The organism is Streptomyces sp. BRA346 (genome assembly GCF_052851135.1).
Genome location: NZ_JAIWIH010000033.1, coordinates 44,371 through 62,405, shown reverse-complemented (window position 1 = coordinate 62,405; position 18,035 = coordinate 44,371). Strand labels below are relative to the sequence as shown.

14 protein-coding genes are annotated in these 18,035 nt (G+C 71.2%); 9 read left to right on the top strand and 5 right to left on the bottom strand.

The genetic code is table 11. The features are described from left to right. Window positions 1–106: 106 nt before the first annotated feature. From LCH29_RS31960 to LCH29_RS31950, 3 genes are all read left to right on the top strand, one after another. On the top strand, window positions 107–586 hold the full coding sequence (locus LCH29_RS31960; RefSeq protein ID WP_446465175.1) for a general stress protein: 480 nt from the start codon (window positions 107–109) through the stop codon (window positions 584–586). A 113-nt stretch (window positions 587–699) separates the two neighbouring features. Next, window positions 700–1,128, top strand: a complete 429-nt coding sequence (locus LCH29_RS31955) for a DUF6153 family protein (protein ID WP_446465174.1) — start codon at window positions 700–702, stop codon at window positions 1,126–1,128. A 59-nt stretch (window positions 1,129–1,187) separates the two neighbouring features. Beyond that, entirely contained in the window at window positions 1,188–1,856 is a 669-nt protein-coding gene (locus LCH29_RS31950) for a DUF305 domain-containing protein (protein ID WP_446465173.1), read from the top strand. A 30-nt stretch (window positions 1,857–1,886) separates the two neighbouring features. Here the strand turns inward: LCH29_RS31950 and LCH29_RS31945 are convergent, their stop codons facing one another. Both LCH29_RS31945 and LCH29_RS31940 read right to left on the bottom strand, forming a co-directional pair. Next, window positions 1,887–2,798: a M56 family metallopeptidase gene (locus LCH29_RS31945; protein ID WP_446465172.1), complete on the bottom strand. Its 912-nt coding sequence runs from the start codon at window positions 2,796–2,798 to the stop codon at window positions 1,887–1,889. Continuing rightward, entirely contained in the window at window positions 2,795–3,163 is a 369-nt protein-coding gene (locus LCH29_RS31940) for a BlaI/MecI/CopY family transcriptional regulator (protein WP_009720553.1), read from the bottom strand. The genes LCH29_RS31945 and LCH29_RS31940 overlap by 4 nt, the downstream gene beginning before the upstream one ends. A gap of 229 nt (window positions 3,164–3,392) precedes the next feature. Here LCH29_RS31940 and LCH29_RS31935 point away from each other — a divergent pair, with 229 nt between their 5' ends. Continuing rightward, on the top strand, window positions 3,393–3,923 hold the full coding sequence (locus LCH29_RS31935; RefSeq protein WP_446465171.1) for a TerD family protein: 531 nt from the start codon (window positions 3,393–3,395) through the stop codon (window positions 3,921–3,923). 39 nt (window positions 3,924–3,962) lie between these two features. On the opposite strand, the gene LCH29_RS31930 is transcribed toward LCH29_RS31935, so the two are convergent. Beyond that, window positions 3,963–7,046 carry a CHAT domain-containing protein gene (locus LCH29_RS31930; protein WP_446465170.1) on the bottom strand — a complete coding sequence of 1,028 codons (3,084 nt, stop codon included), beginning with the start codon at window positions 7,044–7,046 and terminating at the stop codon, window positions 3,963–3,965. A gap of 164 nt (window positions 7,047–7,210) precedes the next feature. Between LCH29_RS31930 and LCH29_RS31925 the strand changes: the two genes are divergently transcribed. Together LCH29_RS31925 and LCH29_RS31920 are read left to right on the top strand one after the other, a co-directional pair. Further along, window positions 7,211–10,003 carry an alpha/beta fold hydrolase gene (locus LCH29_RS31925; RefSeq protein WP_446465169.1) on the top strand — a complete coding sequence of 931 codons (2,793 nt, stop codon included), beginning with the start codon at window positions 7,211–7,213 and terminating at the stop codon, window positions 10,001–10,003. Continuing rightward, window positions 10,000–10,875, top strand: coding sequence for an ABC transporter permease (locus tag LCH29_RS31920; protein ID WP_446465168.1), 876 nt, complete (start codon window positions 10,000–10,002; stop codon window positions 10,873–10,875). The genes LCH29_RS31925 and LCH29_RS31920 overlap by 4 nt, the downstream gene beginning before the upstream one ends. An 11-nt stretch (window positions 10,876–10,886) precedes the next feature. Here LCH29_RS31920 and LCH29_RS31915 read toward each other — a convergent pair whose 3' ends face one another. Beyond that, window positions 10,887–12,053, bottom strand: a complete 1,167-nt coding sequence (locus LCH29_RS31915) for an FAD-dependent monooxygenase (RefSeq protein WP_446465167.1) — start codon at window positions 12,051–12,053, stop codon at window positions 10,887–10,889. A 1,011-nt stretch (window positions 12,054–13,064) separates the two neighbouring features. Here LCH29_RS31915 and LCH29_RS31910 point away from each other — a divergent pair. From LCH29_RS31910 to LCH29_RS31900, 3 genes are all read left to right on the top strand, one after another. Beyond that, window positions 13,065–15,059, top strand: a complete 1,995-nt coding sequence (locus LCH29_RS31910) for a glycosyltransferase (protein ID WP_446465188.1) — start codon at window positions 13,065–13,067, stop codon at window positions 15,057–15,059. Next, window positions 15,056–16,306, top strand: coding sequence for an acyltransferase family protein (locus tag LCH29_RS31905; RefSeq protein WP_446465166.1), 1,251 nt, complete (start codon window positions 15,056–15,058; stop codon window positions 16,304–16,306). Before LCH29_RS31910 ends, LCH29_RS31905 begins: the two co-directional genes overlap by 4 nt. Window positions 16,307–16,430: 124 nt before the next feature. Next, window positions 16,431–17,042, top strand: a complete 612-nt coding sequence (locus LCH29_RS31900) for an extensin (RefSeq protein WP_446465165.1) — start codon at window positions 16,431–16,433, stop codon at window positions 17,040–17,042. A 44-nt stretch (window positions 17,043–17,086) separates the two neighbouring features. On the opposite strand, the gene LCH29_RS31895 is transcribed toward LCH29_RS31900, so the two are convergent. Beyond that, the gene (locus LCH29_RS31895) at window positions 17,087–17,986 is read right to left on the bottom strand and encodes a lysozyme (protein WP_446465164.1); all 900 of its coding nucleotides are present in this window, start codon (window positions 17,984–17,986) and stop codon (window positions 17,087–17,089) included. Window positions 17,987–18,035: the final 49 nt, after the last annotated feature.

Here is an 18,035-nt window from a genome sequence, read left to right as displayed (position 1 = left end):
GACTGGCCCGGCCCTCGGGGTCAGGGCCTCTAGTACGAATATGTCCGCATTTTCATGCGTTTCACCCTCGATGGCGCTGTCAATGCGCCGCGGAGGGAGTTCTGCGATGGCCCAGCAACTGCCGTCGGCGGTGGTCGACCGTCCGGTCGTCGGCTCGTACGCGAACTACGCCGCTGCCCAGCGCGCGGTCGACTTCCTGTCCGACAACAAGTTCCCCGTCGAGCACACCGCGATCATCGGCTCCGACCTGCGCATGGTCGAGACGGTGCTCGGGCGCCTCACCCGCGGCCGCGCCGCGCTCGCCGGACTGGGCACCGGCGCCTGGTTCGGTCTGCTGATCGGGCTGCTGCTGTCGGTGTTCGCCCAGGGGCCCCACAGCGTGCTGGTGCTGATCCTGAGCGGCATCCTCTACGGTGCGGCCTTCGGCGCCATCGCGGGCTTCGTCGGCCACGCCCTGACCGGTGGGCGCCACGATTTCTCCTCCCGGAGCCAGATCGTGGCCGCGCGCTATGACGTGGTCGCCGACACCGAGGTGGCCGAAGAGGCGAAGAACATGCTGATCAAGCTGGACTGGCGGGAGGGCTGACCCGCCCGGCCCCCGCCCCCGGCGGCTGACGGGCCCCCGTCGTGTACTAATTGCCTTAGTAGTAAGGTGATGGCGACGGGCTCCCGTCATCGTCATCTGTCGGAGGGAACGGCATGCACGCGAGCGGACGCGTACGAGCGGGCGGTGTCCTGCGACGCCTCCTGTGCGTCGTCCTGCTCGCGCTCGGTGTGCTGATGATGCACTCCATGGGCCACCCCGACGGCGGACCGGGCACTGCCGTACATGCCTCCTCCGCCCACGTCTCCGGTGGGATGCACCAGGCGACGGGGGGCGAGGTGCGAGCCGACCGGCCCGCCATGACCTCGCACGACACTCCGTCCGCGCCCATGGCCGGGATGGACATGGCCTCGCTGTGCGTGGCGGTGCTCGGCGCGTGGGTGCTCACGACCGTGCAGCGGGCCGCCCTCGTACGGCGCCGTGGCCCGCCCCCGCCCCGCTCCGCACCGGTGGCCGCCGTACCGCGGCCCGTCCCTCCCTCGCCGGGACCCGACCTCACGACGCTGTCGGTCCTGCGGATATAGGCCGTACCCGCGCCATCCCGCAGAACACCGACATCACACACGACATGAGGTACATCGGCATGACCAACTACCGACACCGCGGCCTGGCGGTTGTGGGCATCGTCGCCACGGGTGGGCTGCTGCTCACCGCCTGCGGCGGGAACGACGACATGAAGGGCATGGACCACGGGAGCAAGGACTCCTCCGCCTCCGCGAAGGCCACTGCCTCCCCGGCGCCGGGTGGTTTCAACGACGCGGACGTCTCGTTCGCACAGATGATGATCCCGCACCACCAGCAGGCGCTGGAGATGGCGAAACTCGCGGACGGCCGGGCCGGGGACCAGCAGATCACCTCCCTGGCCGGGAAGATCGAGAGGGCGCAGGACCCCGAGATCAGGACCATGAAGTCCTGGCTGAAGTCCTGGGGCAAGCCGGTCTCGCCCTCCTCGGGCGGGAAGGACGGCATGCCCCGCATGGATCACGGATCGGGCGGTATGGATCACGGGTCGGGTGGCATGGACGGCATGATGTCCGAGAAGGACATGGACCGGCTGGAGGCCGCCAAGGGTGCCGCCTTCGACCGCGCCTTCGCGCAGATGATGATCGACCACCACAAGGGCGCGATCACCATGGCCGAGGACGAGCAGAAGAAGGGCCGCAACGCCACCGCCAAGAAGCTCGCCGGTGACGTGATCAAGAACCAGTCGGCCGAGGTGACCACCCTGCGGAAGATCCTCGACCGGCTCTGACGGCTCCGAGCCGCGGTGCCCCGGGGGTGGCTACATCATCCCCGGGGTGCAGCCCACCACCACGGGCAGCAGCGGGAGGGCCACGGCGCCCGTGGCCACCGCGAGCCGCAGGGCGGGATGCGGGCGGTGCTGCGGGCCCAGCATGCGGCGCAGCCGGAGCAGGGCACCGGGGCCACCGGCCGCGAACGCCCCGCGGGGGGTACGGCTCGCCGCCATCTCGTACAGCGCCGCGGCGAGCGTCTCGCGCGGGTGGCGGCGCAGCGCCCGGTCGTCCGCCGCCATCTCCAGCAGCATCGCCGTCTGCTCGCGGGCGGCGCGGGCCAGCGGCAGCCGCCGGAAGGCCCTGGCGAACGCCTCGGCCGCGGCCAGCGCCAGATGGTGGCGGCCCGCGATGTGCGCGCGCTCGTGGTCCAGCACGGCGGCGAGCTGGGCGCCGGACAGCATGCGCAGCGCGCCCGTGCTGACGACCACACGCGGGCAGCGCCCCGGCAGGCAGTACACGGCGGGCAGCTCATGGTCGAGCACGGTGGCGCGCAGCCCCGCCGAGCGGCGCCCGACCAGGGCCAGCACACCCAGGTGGCGGGAGCGGGCCCGCCGCGCCCGCAGCACCTCGTGGCCGAAGCGGGCGAGCGTGAGGAGCGCCACGAGAAGCGGCAGCACGGCGGCCGGGACGTCGAGGGGGCCGGGCACCGGGACGCGGGCGTGCCAGGTCAGCCCGCAGAAGTGCGCTAAGCCGGACACGCCCGCGTCGAGGTGTCCGGTGGGGACGGCGAGGTGGTACGCGGCCAGCGCCAGCGCGACCGTGAACGACACGGCCAGCCCCTGCCAGGCGGCCACGGCGAGCGCGGGGGAGCGGTGCGGCCAGGCGCTGCGCAGCAGGACCCGCGGGGCCAGGGTGCCGACCGCAGCCGCGTAGCAGGCCAGGGCGAGCGCCGGGATCACTCCTGGTTCCGCCGCCCGGCCGCCCGCAGCGCCTTGCGCAGGGCGCTGACCTCCTCGGGGCCCATCTGCTCGACGAAGTGGGCGAGCGCCGCCGGGCGGTCCTGGCTGGTGCCCAGCGCGTCCTCCATCAGCGCGGCGGAGTACTCCTCACGGCTGCGCACCGGCGAGTACAGCCAGGCCCGGCCCTCTTTGCCGCGCTGGAGCCAGCCCTTGTTGTAGAGGATGGTGGCCACGGTCATCACCGTGGTGTAAGCGACCGGCCGCTGTGTGTTGATGTCGTCGACGATCTCCCGCACCGTCGCCGGACGCCGCCACGTCCACAGACGGTCCATGATCTCCGCCTCGAGATCCCCCAGCCGCCGCATGGACGCTTCCTTCCGCCGTCAGACGCTTACCTCCGTTAGTACGGAGGCCCATAGTAGAGAGCCCTCGTCGCGGTGTGGACACCGGGGGGAAAGCCGGGCGGGCCGAGAAGATCGCCGATCATCCGGAGCGCCGGGTGCTCCGCCCCTGGCCAAAGCCTCAACTGGCCTTGCGCACGATAGGATTGACCGGACGCGTATTCAACACGGGTAAGGGGAAAGGGAAGTCTGGATGAGTGGTCTGAACAAGGGGCTCGGGAAAATCGAGGTGGCGCTCAAGTGGGACCCCAGCCCCAGCGGGGAACCGGCCAATGATCTCGACATCGTCGCCGGGACCTACCGTGCGACCGATCCGTACGGTGAACCCGCGTATCTGGTGCATTTCGACAGCCGGTCGCCCGACGGCACCATTTACCTCAATCGGGACAGCCGCACCGGCCAGGGACTGGGCACCGACGAGGCGATGACCCTGGAGTTCGAGCGGCTGTCGGAGGAGTACTCCCGGGTCGTCGTGGGTGTCGCCATCCAGCAGAACGCCGGGCGGAAGACCTTCGGCGATGTCCGGAACACCAGCGTCCGGATTGCCGAGGGATATACCGAGCTGATGGAAGGCGATTTCACCGGCGTCTCCGGAGCCACAGCAGCCACGGTTGCGGAGTTCACCCGGAATGAAGCGGGGGAGTGGGGAATCCACAGCGTCATCCGCGGATTCGACGTCGACCCGGAAGCGTTTACGGATGTGATGGGCAAGGATTATTCCTGACCGCATTTGTGCGTTTTCTCTGTCGTCGGGCACACCCCGCTACGGGCCGATGTGAATCATTGACGCCCAGAACAGCGGTCGCGCGTAGCGCCGTTCAGCACGCAGCCGCTGGACCGCGCGGTGCAGCGCGTGCGCCGAACCTGCCATCGACCGCGCCGTGCCCAGCGCCCCGTACGTGTCCCGGGCGAGAGCGGGTGTGATCGCGTCCTTCAGCGTCCACAGGCTGCCGATCACATGGCGGTAGCCGCACAGCTGGAACGCCGAGGCGAGCGTGATCACCTCGTCGACCAGGGCGGTGCCGGGCGCGGCGGTGTGGCAGGCGGAGAGATACGCGAACTCCGCCTCGTCCAGCCGCTGGGTGGTCAGATCGTGCACGGTCAGCTCACCGCCGTGCAGCAGCAGCCCGCCCGCCGACGGATCCTCGGGGTCGTACGAGCCGTGGCACGCCAGATGCGCGTACGGAGCGTTGCGCAGCGCGGCGAGTACGGCCTCGGGGGTGGCGTCCGCGCCCAGCAGCCGGGACTGTCCGACCGGCAGCTCGGCCACCGCCGCCAGCTCGTCGTCGACCGCGGGCAGCGGCGGAAGCGCCGCGCCGTCCGCACCGGGCGGCGGCGCGGGCACACCCACGGCGGCCAGCGTGGGCGGCTTTCCGGACGGCACCGCCCCGTCCCGGGCGTGCAGCAGGGCGCCCAGCGTCGGGGTGTACGACGACACCACCCGGTCCTGCACATGGCTGCCGTCCACGGGGCACCGCGCCGCGTGCAGCGGCAGCAGTGCGAGGGGTCCGGTGGGACACCACCACAGCCGTGGCCACTCCCCGCCCTCGACCCCGGGCCCCACCGGCCGGTCCAGCCCGAGCCGGGTGAGCACGGGGCCCGCGATGTGCTCCCACAGCCACTCGAGCGTGTCGTCCATGCTCCGCTGGTGGGTGTCCGCGTCGGCCAGGCCCGCGGCGGAGGACAGCGCCGTGACCGCGGCGTGGAAACCCTCGGAGCGGCGGCTGACCTCGGCCCGGGTGATCCCGGCGAGCGGAAGCACCTCGACGCCGGTCCCGCCGTCGGCGCCGGTGCGCAGCAGCAGGGCGTCACAGCGCAGCTCCGCGATGTTGAGCACCACGACCGGCCCCCGCGCGGCCACCGTACGCAGCCGTTCCCAGTCGAGCGGCCGGTGGAACCGCTCGAAGCCCCCGAGCCCCCGGATCTCGGTCAGGAGGGAGTCGAACTCCGCGGTCAGGGCGGCGCGTTGCTCAGCGGTGCCACGCTCCTCGATCAGCGCGGCGCACACCCGCCCGAACCGCCCGGCCAGCTCGGGCGCCGTCGTGTCCAGTTCGGGGTGGCGGCCGCGCAGCCGCAGCGCCTGGGCCAATAGCACGCCACGGCCTTGTTCGAGCCGTACCAGCGCCTCTTCGGGGCGGCCCGCGCTGATCTCGACGGCGGCGGCGCTACAGGCCAGCGATGGTAACGCGCGCAGCCGCACCTCCCTCGACCGCCGGTCCAGCGCCCGGCCGGTGAGCTTGGGGAGCAGATCGTCCAGCGCGACCCCGAACGCCTTCGTGGCCTCGGGCAGGTCGCCGAAGTACGCGCTGTTCAGCCCCCACAGGTAGGCCGCCGACAGCCGGATCCGCATGTCCTCGCCCGGTGCGAGCGCGGTGGCGCGGAACTGCAACATGGCGGCGAGGAGATCGCTCGGGGCGTTTGTCATTTCCGAACGTGCCGTCAGGAGCTGCCCCAGCTCCATGCTCGCCGCTTGCCAGTGCGGGCTGGTGGCCAACGTCGTGTCGAGCACCCCGCGCAGCATCTCGACGCCACGGTCGACCTCGGTGATCCGACCGGTGTGCGTTCCGCGCTTTCCGAGGGCCACTGCCAGTTTGAGCCGCATCACGGGGTGGTCATGCTGACGGGGCGGGGTGGCGGCGACCGCATACTCCAGGTGGCGGATGGACTCGGCAAGTTCCGCCATGTCGCCGTGTGTCTGGAAGCGTGCGTGCAGTACGGCGGCCAGGTTGGTGAGCACCTGGCCGTAATAGGGCGACAGGGGGATGTTGCCCGCCATCGAGTTCCGGACGGCCGCGGTCGCGGCGTCGAGGTCGGCCGGTTTGCCGGTGATGACGAAGCGGTCGAGGAGAGCGAGGCCGAGAAAGGAGTACGCCAGGCACCGCAACGCGGCGTTGGTCACCTTCTGAACGACGGCGCGCAGATGGCCGATCGCCTCGGTGAGGTCGCCGAGGTGGCCGGTGGCCTCGAAGCGCATGCGCAACAGATTGCCCAAGTTGAACAGGTGGCCTTCGCGGGCCTGATCGTCGGCGGCCGTGTCGTCCAGAGCGCGGCGTACCCCGGCGATGGAGGTGTCCAGATCGCCCGGCGCTCCCGCCCGGCTGTACCGGACCATATGCCCGCCCGGCGTGGCGTCGTGAGCCTCGGGGCCGGGCGCAGCCACGTTGGCTTGCGCCCGGGCCAGCGCGGCCAGCATCGCGGCGGGCGGCTCCTCGTCGTCGGGGAACGCCGCCACGGCCTGCCGCATCAGCGCGACCGCCAGGGTGATCAGCCTCTGATCCCCGGTGAGATCGAAGAGCGTGGCCAGCGCGGAGCCCTCGTTGAAGAAAATCCGGGGAATGTCCTCCTCGGGCGCCATCTCCCGGGTGTGACGGAACATCTCGGCGGCCCGCCACAGCCCGGCCTTGTCCCGGGCGGACGCGCTGGCGGAGAACAGCACGACGGAGACCGCGTGCAGGATCTTCCACGCCGGTGCCACCTGCGCGGTCGTGCCGGCCAGTACCTCCCTGAGCGACCGGGGGAGGGCGGCGGGCCGCAGCGCGTGCACGACCGAGAAGAGGAAGCCCGCGGCGAGGCGGTCCTCCGCGGCCTCGTCCTCGGGGGCATGGGGGCCTCGCGCCAGATGGAAGCAGGCCGCCAGATAGACCGCCTCGATGTCCACCTCGGCCGGGCTGACCTGCGCGGGCGTCAGACGGCCCCGGGCGCGGTCGACGATCCCGGCCATGTTGTGCAGCGTCGCCGGGGACAGCACCGACTCCCGGCTGTCGCCCGAGAACGGGCGGTAGCGGTCGGGGTCGGCCATCGCCTCGCGGATCGAGCGGCGCAGATTTTCGTCCAGATAGTCCCCCATGAGTGACATTGTGACGCGTGCCGCACCTCCGCGAGGGCGGAACGGAGTGATCCGCGGCGTACCGCATCCGGTGTACGGCGCGTTGCCGGATACTCCTTGAGAAGCAGGACGGAATCCGTCTGATGTCAGCGCCGACGTCGGCATCCCATGCCTAGGGTTCTGTCATGGATCTCCGAAAGACCCTGCGCGGTCGGCGGCTGCTCGCGACGGTGGCCGCCGTCGCCGTCCTCGCGGGCACGGGCACCTGGGCCACCGTCGTAGCCGCCGACGACCGGCCGGCCGTGCACCGTGAGGACCGGGTGCTGGACATGCCCGGGACGCGTCTGGACACCTCCTACTTCACCGCGGGCCAGGGCCGCCGCCCCGCGGTGCTGCTCGCCCACGGTTTCGGGGGCAGCAAGGAGGACGTCCGGGAGCAGGCCGAGGAGCTGGCCCGGGACGGCTACGCCGTGCTGACCTGGTCGGCGCGTGGCTTCGGCAGATCGACCGGCAAGATCGGGCTCAACGACCCGGACCATGAGGTGGCCGACGCCCGGCGGCTGATCGACTGGCTGGCGAATCGGCCCGAGGTGCGGCTCGACGCCCAGGGCGATCCGCGCGTCGGCGTCGCCGGTGCCTCGTACGGCGGGGCCGTGTCGCTGCTCGCCGCGGGGTACGACCGGCGGGTCGACGCCATCGCGCCCGAGATCACCTACTGGAACCTGGCCGACGCGCTGTTCCCGAACGGCGTCTTCAAGAAGCTGTGGGCCGGGCTCTTCTTCACCACCGGCTCGGCCGATCTCTCCGGAGGTCAACAGGGCCAGGACTCCCAGGGCTCCCGGGACGAGTCCGGTCCGCAGGGCGGCGGAGGAGGCGCCCAGGGCGGTGCTCAGGGCGGTGGTCAGGAAGGCCAGGGCGGCCAGGCCGCCCCGAGCGCCCCGCCCGCCGCGGACGGCCGGAACCAGGGCTGCGGACGGTTCGAGAAGCAGCTGTGCGCGATGTACGAACGCGTCGCGGTCGCCGGGAAGCCGGACGACGCCGCCCGGCGCATGCTGGAGGCCCGCAGCCCGTCCGCCGTGTCCGACCGGATCAAGGTCCCGACGCTGATCTTCCAGGGCCAGTCCGACTCCCTCTTCCCGCTCGGCCAGGCCGATGCCATGGCGAAGGCGATCAAGGCCAACGGAGCGCCGGTCGACGTCGACTGGACCGACGGGGGACACGACGGCGGCGACCGTGAGACCGGGCGCGTCCAAGCCCGCACCCAGGACTGGTTCGACCGCTATCTCAAGGGCGACCGGGGCACCGACACCGGGCCCGCCTTCCGGGTCACCCGCTCCGGCGGCGTCGACTCCACCAACGGCGCCGTCCAGCTGCGCGGCGCCACCGGCGAACGCTACCCGGGCCTGGAGGACGGCCGCCGGAACGTGGTGCTGCGCGGCCGCGAGCAGTCGTTCGCGAACCCGCCCGGCGGCGGGCCGCCGTCGGTCTCCACGGTGCCGGGCATCGCCGCGCTGTCCCAGGCGTCCTCGTTCGGGATCGGCGTCTCCCTCGACGTCCCCGGCCAGTTCGCCCGATTCGACTCCGCGCCGCTGAAGGAGTCGATGCGGATCACCGGGACGCCCGAGGTGAAGGTCCGCGTGCGGGCGGACACCGACGACGCCGTGCTGTTCGCCAAGGTGTACGACGTCGGGCCGGACGGACAGCAGACCCTGCCCTCCCAGCTCGTCACCCCCGTTCGCGTCACCGGCGCGAAGCAGGGGAAGACCGTCACGCTCCGGTTGCCCGCCGTCGACCACGAGATCATCGCGGGCCACTCGCTGCGGCTCGTGCTCGCCTCCACCGACCTCGGCTACGCCTCCCCGGCCCAGCCCGCCACGTACCGCGTCGCGCTCGCGGGCGACGGCCTGAGCGTGCCGACCGCCCCCGGGGTGCACACCGAGCCCGCCTCGCTGCCGTGGTGGGTGTGGGGGCTGCCGCTGGGCGGCGCCGTGGTGGCGCTCGCCCTGCTGCTGACCGGCAGGCGGCCGACGTCCGCGCCGCCGCCGGACCCCGCGCTGACCGACGTACCGCTCCAGATCACCGACCTCAGCAAGCGCTACGCCAAGTCCGCCGACCGGTACGCCGTGCGCGACCTCTCCTTCCGCGTCGAGAAGGGGCAGGTGCTCGGACTCCTCGGGCCGAACGGCGCCGGAAAGACCACCACGCTGCGCATGCTGATGGGTCTCATCAGCCCGGACGGCGGGGAGATCCGCGTCTTCGGTCAGGCCATCAGGCCCGGCGCGCCCGTCCTGTCCCGGGTGGGTGCCTTCGTCGAGGGAGCGGGCTTCCTTCCGCATCTGACCGGACGCGCCAACCTGGAGCTGTACTGGCGAGCCACCGGACGGCCCGCCGAGGACTCGCACCTCGACGAGGCGCTGGAGATCGCCGGTCTCGGCGACGCACTGGAGCGCGCGGTGCGCACGTACTCCCAGGGCATGCGGCAGCGGCTCGCCATCGCCCAGGCCATGCTGGGCCTGCCCGATCTGCTCATCCTGGACGAGCCGACCAACGGCCTCGACCCGCCCCAGATCCGCGAGATGCGCGAGGTGATGATCCGGTATGCGGCCGCCGGACGCACGGTGATCGTCTCCAGCCATCTCCTGGCCGAGGTCGAACAGTCCTGCACCCATCTGGTCGTCATGGACCGCGGGCGGCTGGTGCAGGCAGGCCCGGTCGGGGAGATCACCGGCACCGGGGAGAGCCTGCTGGTCGGCCACGAGGGCGAGCTGAGCGACGCCCTGGTCGACAAGGTGAGCGCGCTGCCCGGCATCACCTCCGCGGTGCGCACCGACGCCGGGCTGCTCGTCCTGGTCGACGGCGCCGCCCCGGCGCGGCTGCTCGCCGAGCTGGTGCGGCTGGAAGTCCCGGTGACCAGCTTCGGGCCCAACCGGCGCCTGGAGGACGCGTTCCTGACGCTGATCGAAGGAGGATCCGCATGAGCAGCCCCGTGAGCTCCGTGAGCTCCGCTACGGAGGCGGCACCCGGCTACCGGGCGCGCCACACCCTGCCCCTGCGGGTCGAGGCGGTACGGCAGCTTCGCCGGCGCCGCACCCTGGTGATGGGCGTGGTGCTGGCCGCGCTGCCGTTCGTCCTCGTCGCCGCGTTCGCGATCGGCGGCACGCCCGACGGGCGGGACGACCGGGTCACCCTGATGGAGACCGCCACCTCCTCGGGCGCCAACCTCGCGGCCACCGCGCTCTTCGTCTCGGCGGCCTTCCTGCTGGTCGTGCCCGTCGCGCTGTTCTGCGGTGACACGGTCGCCTCGGAGGCCAACTGGTCCTCGCTGCGCTATCTGCTGGCCGCGCCCGTGCCCCGGGCGCGGCTGCTGGCCGGAAAGCTGGCCGTGGCGCTGGCGTTCAGCGCGGCCGCGATGGTGCTGCTGCCGCTCGTCGCGCTGCTGGTGGGGACGGTTGCGTACGGCTGGGGGCCGCTGCGCCTGCCCACCGGCGGCGAGCTGGGCACGGGCGACGCCCTCGTCCGGCTCGCCCTGGTGGTCACGTACATCTTCCTGTCCCAACTCATCACCGCGGCCCTCGCGTTCTGGCTGTCGACCGTCACCGACGCACCGCTGGGTGCGGTGGGCGGCGCGGTCGGGCTGACCATCGTGGGCAATGTGCTGGACGCCGTCACGGCGCTGGGCTCCTGGCGCGAGTTCCTGCCCGCGCACTGGCAGTTCGCCTGGGCCGACGCACTCCAGCCCCACATGGAGTGGGGCGGAATGCTGAAGGGCACGGCGGTGTCGGTGGCGTACGCGCTGGTGCTCTTCGCCCTCGCCTTCCGCGGCTTCGGCCGGAAGGACGTGGTGTCCTAGAGCAGGCCCCCTCAGTAGTTCTTGAGGGTCAGCGAGTTGACCACCTGGTAGAAGTCGTCGGTGTACGCGTCCTGGGCGTCCCCGTTGAGCTCGGCGTCCATCCGCTCCTTGTTGAGCAGGGCCAGCCCTTGGTTGGCGGTCACGAAGTCGCGCAGTTCGCGCTCATAGGCGGCGAAGGCCGTGGTGTGGTCACCGCCCGCGGCCTTCAGCTCGCCCGCCAGGACGTACGCCCCGACCAGGGCCATGGAGGTGCCCTGGCCGGAGGCGGGCGAGCCGCAGTAGCCCGCGTCGCCGAGCAGCGCCACCCGGCCACGGGACCAGGAGTCCATGTGGATCTGGGCGACCGCGTCGAAGTGGAAATCGGGGGCGCCCCACATGTACTCCAGCAGCCGTGGCGTCTCCCAGCGTGCGTTCGCGTACCGCTCGGCCACCAGCTGCTTGTGCTCCGAGGGGGTCCGGTCGCCGAGCACCCGCGCGGGCGGCTCGTCCGAGCCGAAGCCTACGTAGACCCGGGCCTCGGTGTTGTCGCGGACGCTCATCACCATTGCGCCCCACGCGTCGGCGTCGTTCATCAGGTAGGCCACCTGCCAGCGGTCGAGGCCGAGGTAGTTCGGTACGGTCCACACCGCCAGATAACTGCCCAGGGGGCGGATGAAGTTCTCCTCGGGTCCGAAGACGAGCCGACGGGTGCTGGAGTGCACTCCGTCGGCGGCCACCACGAGATCGAAGGTGCGCGACAACCCGCTGCGGAAGGTGACGGCCACTTCGTCGGGGCCCTGGGCGAGTGCGGCGATCGAGTCGTCGAAGAGATATTCGATGCCCTTTCCTCCCGCGCCCACGAGAATCGTCGCCAGATCGTCGCGGAGAATCTCGACGTCGGGGGTGTCGAGCCGACCGCCGCTCGCGGTCCATTCGGTGGTGCTGGACAGTTCCTTTCCGTCGTCGTCGACCGTCGACATGCCGCGCAGACCGGTGCTGTGAGCGCGGATCTCCTCCAGGACCCCCATGCGCTCACACACCTCCAGCGCCGTGCCCCGGACATCGATGGCCTGCCCGCCGGGCCGCAGCCGGGCGTACCGCTCCACCACGGTGACCTCGTATCCGTAGCGGTCCAGCCAATACGCCAGAGCCGGCCCGGCGACACTGGCGCCGGAAATCAGGACTCGCATATTCCGCATCGTGCACTCCTTTTCCGTCCCCCGAATCCCTTCTGCTCGCAAGAGTGAGCGATGCCACCGACACCACACCGACGCACCGCCTATGCGGCACCGACAGGACACCGACGCGCCGCCGACGGGGCGCCGACAAGGCCGAACACCGCGGGAGTCACCGGCGCGCAGTGATCGATTAATGAGAGTGTTACCTGATGGTGTTGTGCCGTTCTGTTGTCATCGAAGAGACTGGGGCTTCCGACTGGCCCGTACAAAAAGCCGGTTGGTCGCACTGGTGACGTTCGGTCCTCCCCCCACGATCCGAACAAGGATGGGACCCATGCACACTTCGCTGGAACACGCGCGCGTGTCCCGCGGCCCGGCAAGAGCGGTACGCGCCTGTCCCGGGCAGCGCCGGAGACCCTGCCTTCGTGGCAGCGGACCGGCCACGGCCTCCGCGTAGCAACGCCGAAAAACCCTCACGCGAAGCCTCACCAACGGCGATTCGCCACCCCATAAGCCCTCGGGCAGCTATACGGCCACGCTCGGCATATGCCCCCGCGCGGACGGCATTTTGCATGCCCCGGCATAGCGCCCCGGCATATCCCGTTCGGTGACGCACGACCTGGCAAGGAAGGAACTCCTCAGGTGCTGATTTCGCACCATGCACGGTCACTCGAATCATCGGAAACACCGTCCGAAGGAACCCCGTCCGGAGAATCGGCCGAACCCGGCGCGTCCGGGACGCCCCAGGCCATCGCCGACGGCCCGAGCGGACATGTGCTGGCGGTCGGTGCGCCCGGCCTGGCCATCGACCGGCTGACCCGGACCCTGGTGTCCGCGGGCCACGAGGTGAGCCACGCCCGGCCCGGCGACGTGGACCGGCAGCTCCGGCAGACCCCGCCCGACGCCATCGTCGCCCTCGACGGCAGCGACGACGGACTGGAGGTGATCCGCGAGGTCCGTGCCGCCCCCGCGGGCCGGGCCCTGCCCCTGCTCATGGTCACCACGGCCCCCGGCCCCACCGGCGTCGCCGACATGCTGCGCGGCGGCGCCGACGACTGCGTACCGGACACCTCCGACCCCGTCGAACTGGCCGCCCGCATCGAGGCCAAGTTGCGCCGGGTCCCGGTGCCGGTCGAGAACCTGCTGCTGGACCCGCGTACCGGCCTGTACTCCCAGCCGCACTTCCTGGGCGAACTCGACCGGGAACTCAAGCGCGCCGACGACAGCCGCAGCGGCGGTGTCGTGGCCATGGTCGGCGTCGCCGAGATGGCCGCGCTGGAGGCCCGGCTGGGGCCGCGGGTGCGCCGCGAGGTCGCCGAGCGGCTGGCCGGGGTGGCGGAGAAGCTGGGCGGGGTGTGCGACCGGCTCGGCTGGGACGACGACGGGCGGCTGCTGATGCTGATGCCCGGCGTCGACGAGGACACCGCGCGCGACGCCCTCCAGAAGTTCGCCAACACCGTGGCCGGCACCCGCTTCGTCGTCGCCGACGAGAACGTGCGGCTCACCCCGGCCATCGGCTGGACCCCGCTCACCGACTGCCCCGACCGCCACCAGGCCGTGGACCAGGCCCGGGACGCGGTGGCCGAGTCCATCCGCCACCGGGACCTGCGCCCGGTCAAGTACGCGGCCTGGATGCGGGGCGCGCCCCGCGGACGACGCCGTGTCACCGTGGCGGTGCAGGCCCTGCTCTCGGCCCTCTCGCCCTTATTCGTGCTCGTGCTCGGCGTGGCCATTCCCTTCGTGTTCTACCAGCAGACGTACGAACTGGGCTGGGACATCGGATCGGCGGCCTACTGGGTGGTGGTCGGCGGTCTCATCGTCTCCGCGGTGCTCATCGTGCTGGAGTGCCTCTTCTCGCTCGACGCCGCGTCCCGCCCCGAGCGGCCCGCGCAGCCGTATCCACCGGCCAGCGCCGTCATCGCCGCGTATCTCCCCAATGAGGCCGCGACCATCGTCGACACTGTCGAATCGTTCCTGCGGCTGGATTACCCCAACGAGCTCGAAATCGTGCTCGCCTACAACACCCCGCACCCGATGCCCGTCGAGGACACCCTCCGGGAGATGGCCCGCCGCGATCCGCGCCTGGTGCTGCTGCCGGTGGCGGGATCCACCTCCAAGGCGCAGAACATCAACGCCGCCGTCACCCGGGTGCGCGGCGACATGGTCGGCATCTTCGACGCCGACCACCACCCGGCCCCCGACGCCTTCAAGAACGCCTGGCACTGGCTGTCCCACGGGTACGACGTGGTCCAGGGCCACTGCGTGATCCGCAACGGCGACAGCTCCTGGGTCGCCAAGCTGGTGGGCGTGGAGTTCGAGGCCATCTACGCCGTCAGCCACCCGGGCCGCACCCGGCTCTACACGTTCGGCGTCTTCGGCGGCTCCAACGGCTTCTGGCGCACCGATCTGCTCGCCCGCACCCGGATGCACGGTTCGATGCTCACCGAGGACATCGACGCCACCATGCGCGCCCTCCACGAGGGCGCCAAAATCGCCACCGACCGCACCCTCGTCTCCCGCGAGCTGGCGCCCACCACCGTCAAGGCGCTGTGGAACCAGCGGTCGCGCTGGGCCCAGGGCTGGCTCCAGGTGTCGCTCAAGTACCTGTGGCGCGCGATGCGTTCCCCGGCCTTCACCTTCCGTCAGAAGGCGGGGCTGTTCGTCCTCCTCGGCTGGCGTGAGGTGCAGCCGTGGCTGACCCTCCAGATCCTGCCCGTCCTGCTGTACGCGGCCTGGCGCGCGGGCGGCCCCGGCGAACTCGACTGGGCGGTGCCGATCGGCCTGCTGGCCACACTGTTCACGCTCTCCGCCGGAGTGGTGCAGGCGCTGTTCGCGTGGCGGCTGGCCATACCCGAACTGCGCCGCCGCAGGGCGTGGTTCTGGCGGTATCTCTTCGTGGCGACCTTCTTCTACAGCCACTTCAAGAACATCGTGGCCCGCCAGGCGCTCCTCAAGGAGGTGCTGCGGGACCAGCAGTGGCGGGTCACCCCGCGGGCCGGCGGCGGCAAGGCGGTGCCCCGCGCATGAGCACCCTGTCCACGGTCAACAACAACACCCACCACCCCGCCGCGGCCACCGTCGCGAAACCGGCGCGGTCCGCGACCGCCCGCCGCCGCAACGGCGAGATCCAGGGCTACCGCGGACTGGCCGCGATGGCCACGGTCGTCTTCCACGTGTGGCAGCAGTACTTCACGTACGACCAGGACGGCTCCCACGCCCCGGTGGCCAACCCCTACGCGAACGCGCTCGTCTCGCTCGAGGTCATCGACTTCTTCTTCGTCCTGTCCGCGTATCTGCTGACCCTGTCGTACGCGCGCGCCGCGATCGACGGGGGCTCGACCAAACCCGCCCGGGTGTTCCTCTTCCGGCGCGCCATCCGCATCGTGCCGCTGTACTTCCTCGCGATCCTGTTCATCTGGGCCACCCGCAATCCGTCCCTCCCCGGGGACTGGGCGGACCTGCTCCGGCATCTCACCTTCACCCAGGTGTTCGACAAGGAGCAGATCTTCTACACCATCGGCCCCACCTGGTCGTTGTCGCTGGAGATCATGTTCTATCTGGCGCTCGTCGCGCTCGGCCCGCTGGCCGCCCGCGCCTGCCGGCGGCTGCGGAGCAGGGCCGCGCGGGTGGCGGTGTGCGCCGCCGGATGCGCGCTGCTGTACGTGGGGCCGATGGTCTGGATCGCCGTCGCGCGCTACGGGTTCGAGGTGCCGTACACCGAATGGCCGGTGTACTTCGGGCCGCAGGCCCGCTTCGGCGGGTTCGCGGCGGGCATGGGTCTCGCGGTGCTGACCGTCGCCCTCGGCGACCGCGGACGGCTGGGCCCGAAGGCGACGATCCCGCTGCGCGTGGCGCCGCTCGTGGCCCTGTACGTGCTGTCGCTGCTCAGTGCGGACCCCGAGGACTTCGCCACCACCTTCTACCATCCGCTCTCCGCCGTGCTGTGGACCGTGCTGCTGTTCGCCACCCTCCATGTGCGGAAATCGGGGCGGTGGGAAGCGTGGCTGTCGGCCCGGTGGCTCACCGCGGTCGGACTGGCCAGCTACAGCCTCTTCGTCTGGCACGAGCCCATCATGCTCGGCCTCTACAAGGCCGGACTGCTGCCGCCCGCGGGCCAGGAGGGCTTCCCGCTCGCCGTGCTGATCGTGCTGGTGGTGGCGGTGGCCGCGGCGTTGGTGAGCTACTGGGTCATCGAGTACCCGGCGAGCCTGCTCGGTCGGCTGAAGGACGCCAAGGGGCAGTCGCGGGACTTCTATCCGGAAGTGGCGCGCTAGCAGCGTGCCACGGTAAGTGCTGGTGTGTCATGGATTGTCCCCGGTGTGCGGCTCTTCGCACACCGGGGACACGTGACTATGATCTGGCTTGTTCTTGACGTGATAACGGGGAGACATCAGCGATATGGGCCGACACAGCCGCGCCACTCCTGCCCAGCAGGCCCGGGCCACATCCCTCAAGGCAGCCGCCGCCCTCGGGGTGGCCGGGACCATAGCCTTCGGCCTTCACTCCTCGGTCGGGGGCGACAAGTCCACCCAGGCACGCTCCGATGTCCACGCGTCCCAGGAGCAGAAACCGGACATCGATCCCACGGTCGATGACAAGCCCTCGGGCAGCCATATTTCGCCCTCCGAGTCCGCGAAGCCCCGGCCCATCCCGGACGGGACGGACCGCACGGACGGCACCGGCAGCGGCGGTTCGGGTGGCGGCGCTACGGAGCCCACCCCGTCGCACACGCCGAGTGCGGCCCCCTCCACGCCCGCGCACACCGACGTGGCCACCACGCCGACGCAGCGTTCCGACCGGACCCCGACCGACGCGTCGTCGCCCTCCCGGACACCCGGCGGCGACCCGTCCCCGTCCACTCCCGGCACCCCGAGCGGGCAGCCCGGCGAGACGTCGCGGCCGGGGAACGGCGGCGGCCAGGGGACCGGTGTGGTCGGCGATGTGGTCGACGGCCTCGGCGACACCGTCGACGGGGTGGTCGGCGGCCTGACCGGCGCACTCGACGGCTGACCGCTCGCCACCCCGCCCGCCCTGGAGCGGGGCGGGGTGGGCGGTTACCCCTTGGCCAGCGCCTTCAGCGCGGTCAGGCTTCCGTTGAAGCGGTTGTGGTCACCCACTACCGGGCCCGTGGAGGTGTACTGCCAGAAGGTGTGGGTCTTCCACCCTGCGGGCAGCGCCCCCGGCGAGGCGGTATAGCGCGCCACCCAGAGCGGGTTCTTCGAGGCGAAGGCGCCGCTGTTGCCGGTGCAGGACTTCCACCAGCTGGTGGTCGTGTAGATCACCGGATCGCGGCCGGTGAGGGATTTCACCCGGCTGCTGAAGTCCTCGATCCAGCCCACCATCTGAGCCTTCGTCTTGCCGTAGCAGGTCCCGCCGTACGGGTTGTACTCCATGTCCAGTACGGGCGGCAGCGTCTTGCCGTCGTTGGACCAGTCGCCGCCGTTGCGCACGAAGAAGTCCGCCTGCCTGCTGCCGCTCGACTTGTTCGGCAGGGCGAAGTGGTAGGCGCCGCGGATCATGCCTTTCTTGAAGGCGCCGTTGTATTGCGAGGAGAACGCGGGGTTCTTGTACGTCGTGCTCTCGGTGGCCTTGACGTAGGCGAACCGGACGTTCTTGTTCCAAAGGGATGTCCAGTTGACCGAGCCCTGATGGTTGCTGACGTCGACGCCCTCCACCGTCGCGGCGTCGGGAGTGGCCGCCGGGGCCGCCTTCGGGGCGGCCTTCTCGTGTGCGGAGAGGGTCGAGCCCATCCAGTCCCGCTCGGGGTGCGGGACGGACGCGGACAGGGTGCGGTTCGGGGCGGAGTCGGTGTCAGGTTCGGTCGTCGACGCCACCGCGGGCACGAGAGTGGTGAGGGCGGCTGCGCCGACCGCGGCCCCCAAACCGCCGATGGCATACGGCGAACGCCAGCGCGAGGGGGCCCGGTGCCGCCCCTTTCCGGCCTTTAAGGACATCTGTTCCTCCGGAATTGGTGCTCCGTGGGGAGAGCAGTCCGCACCGAAG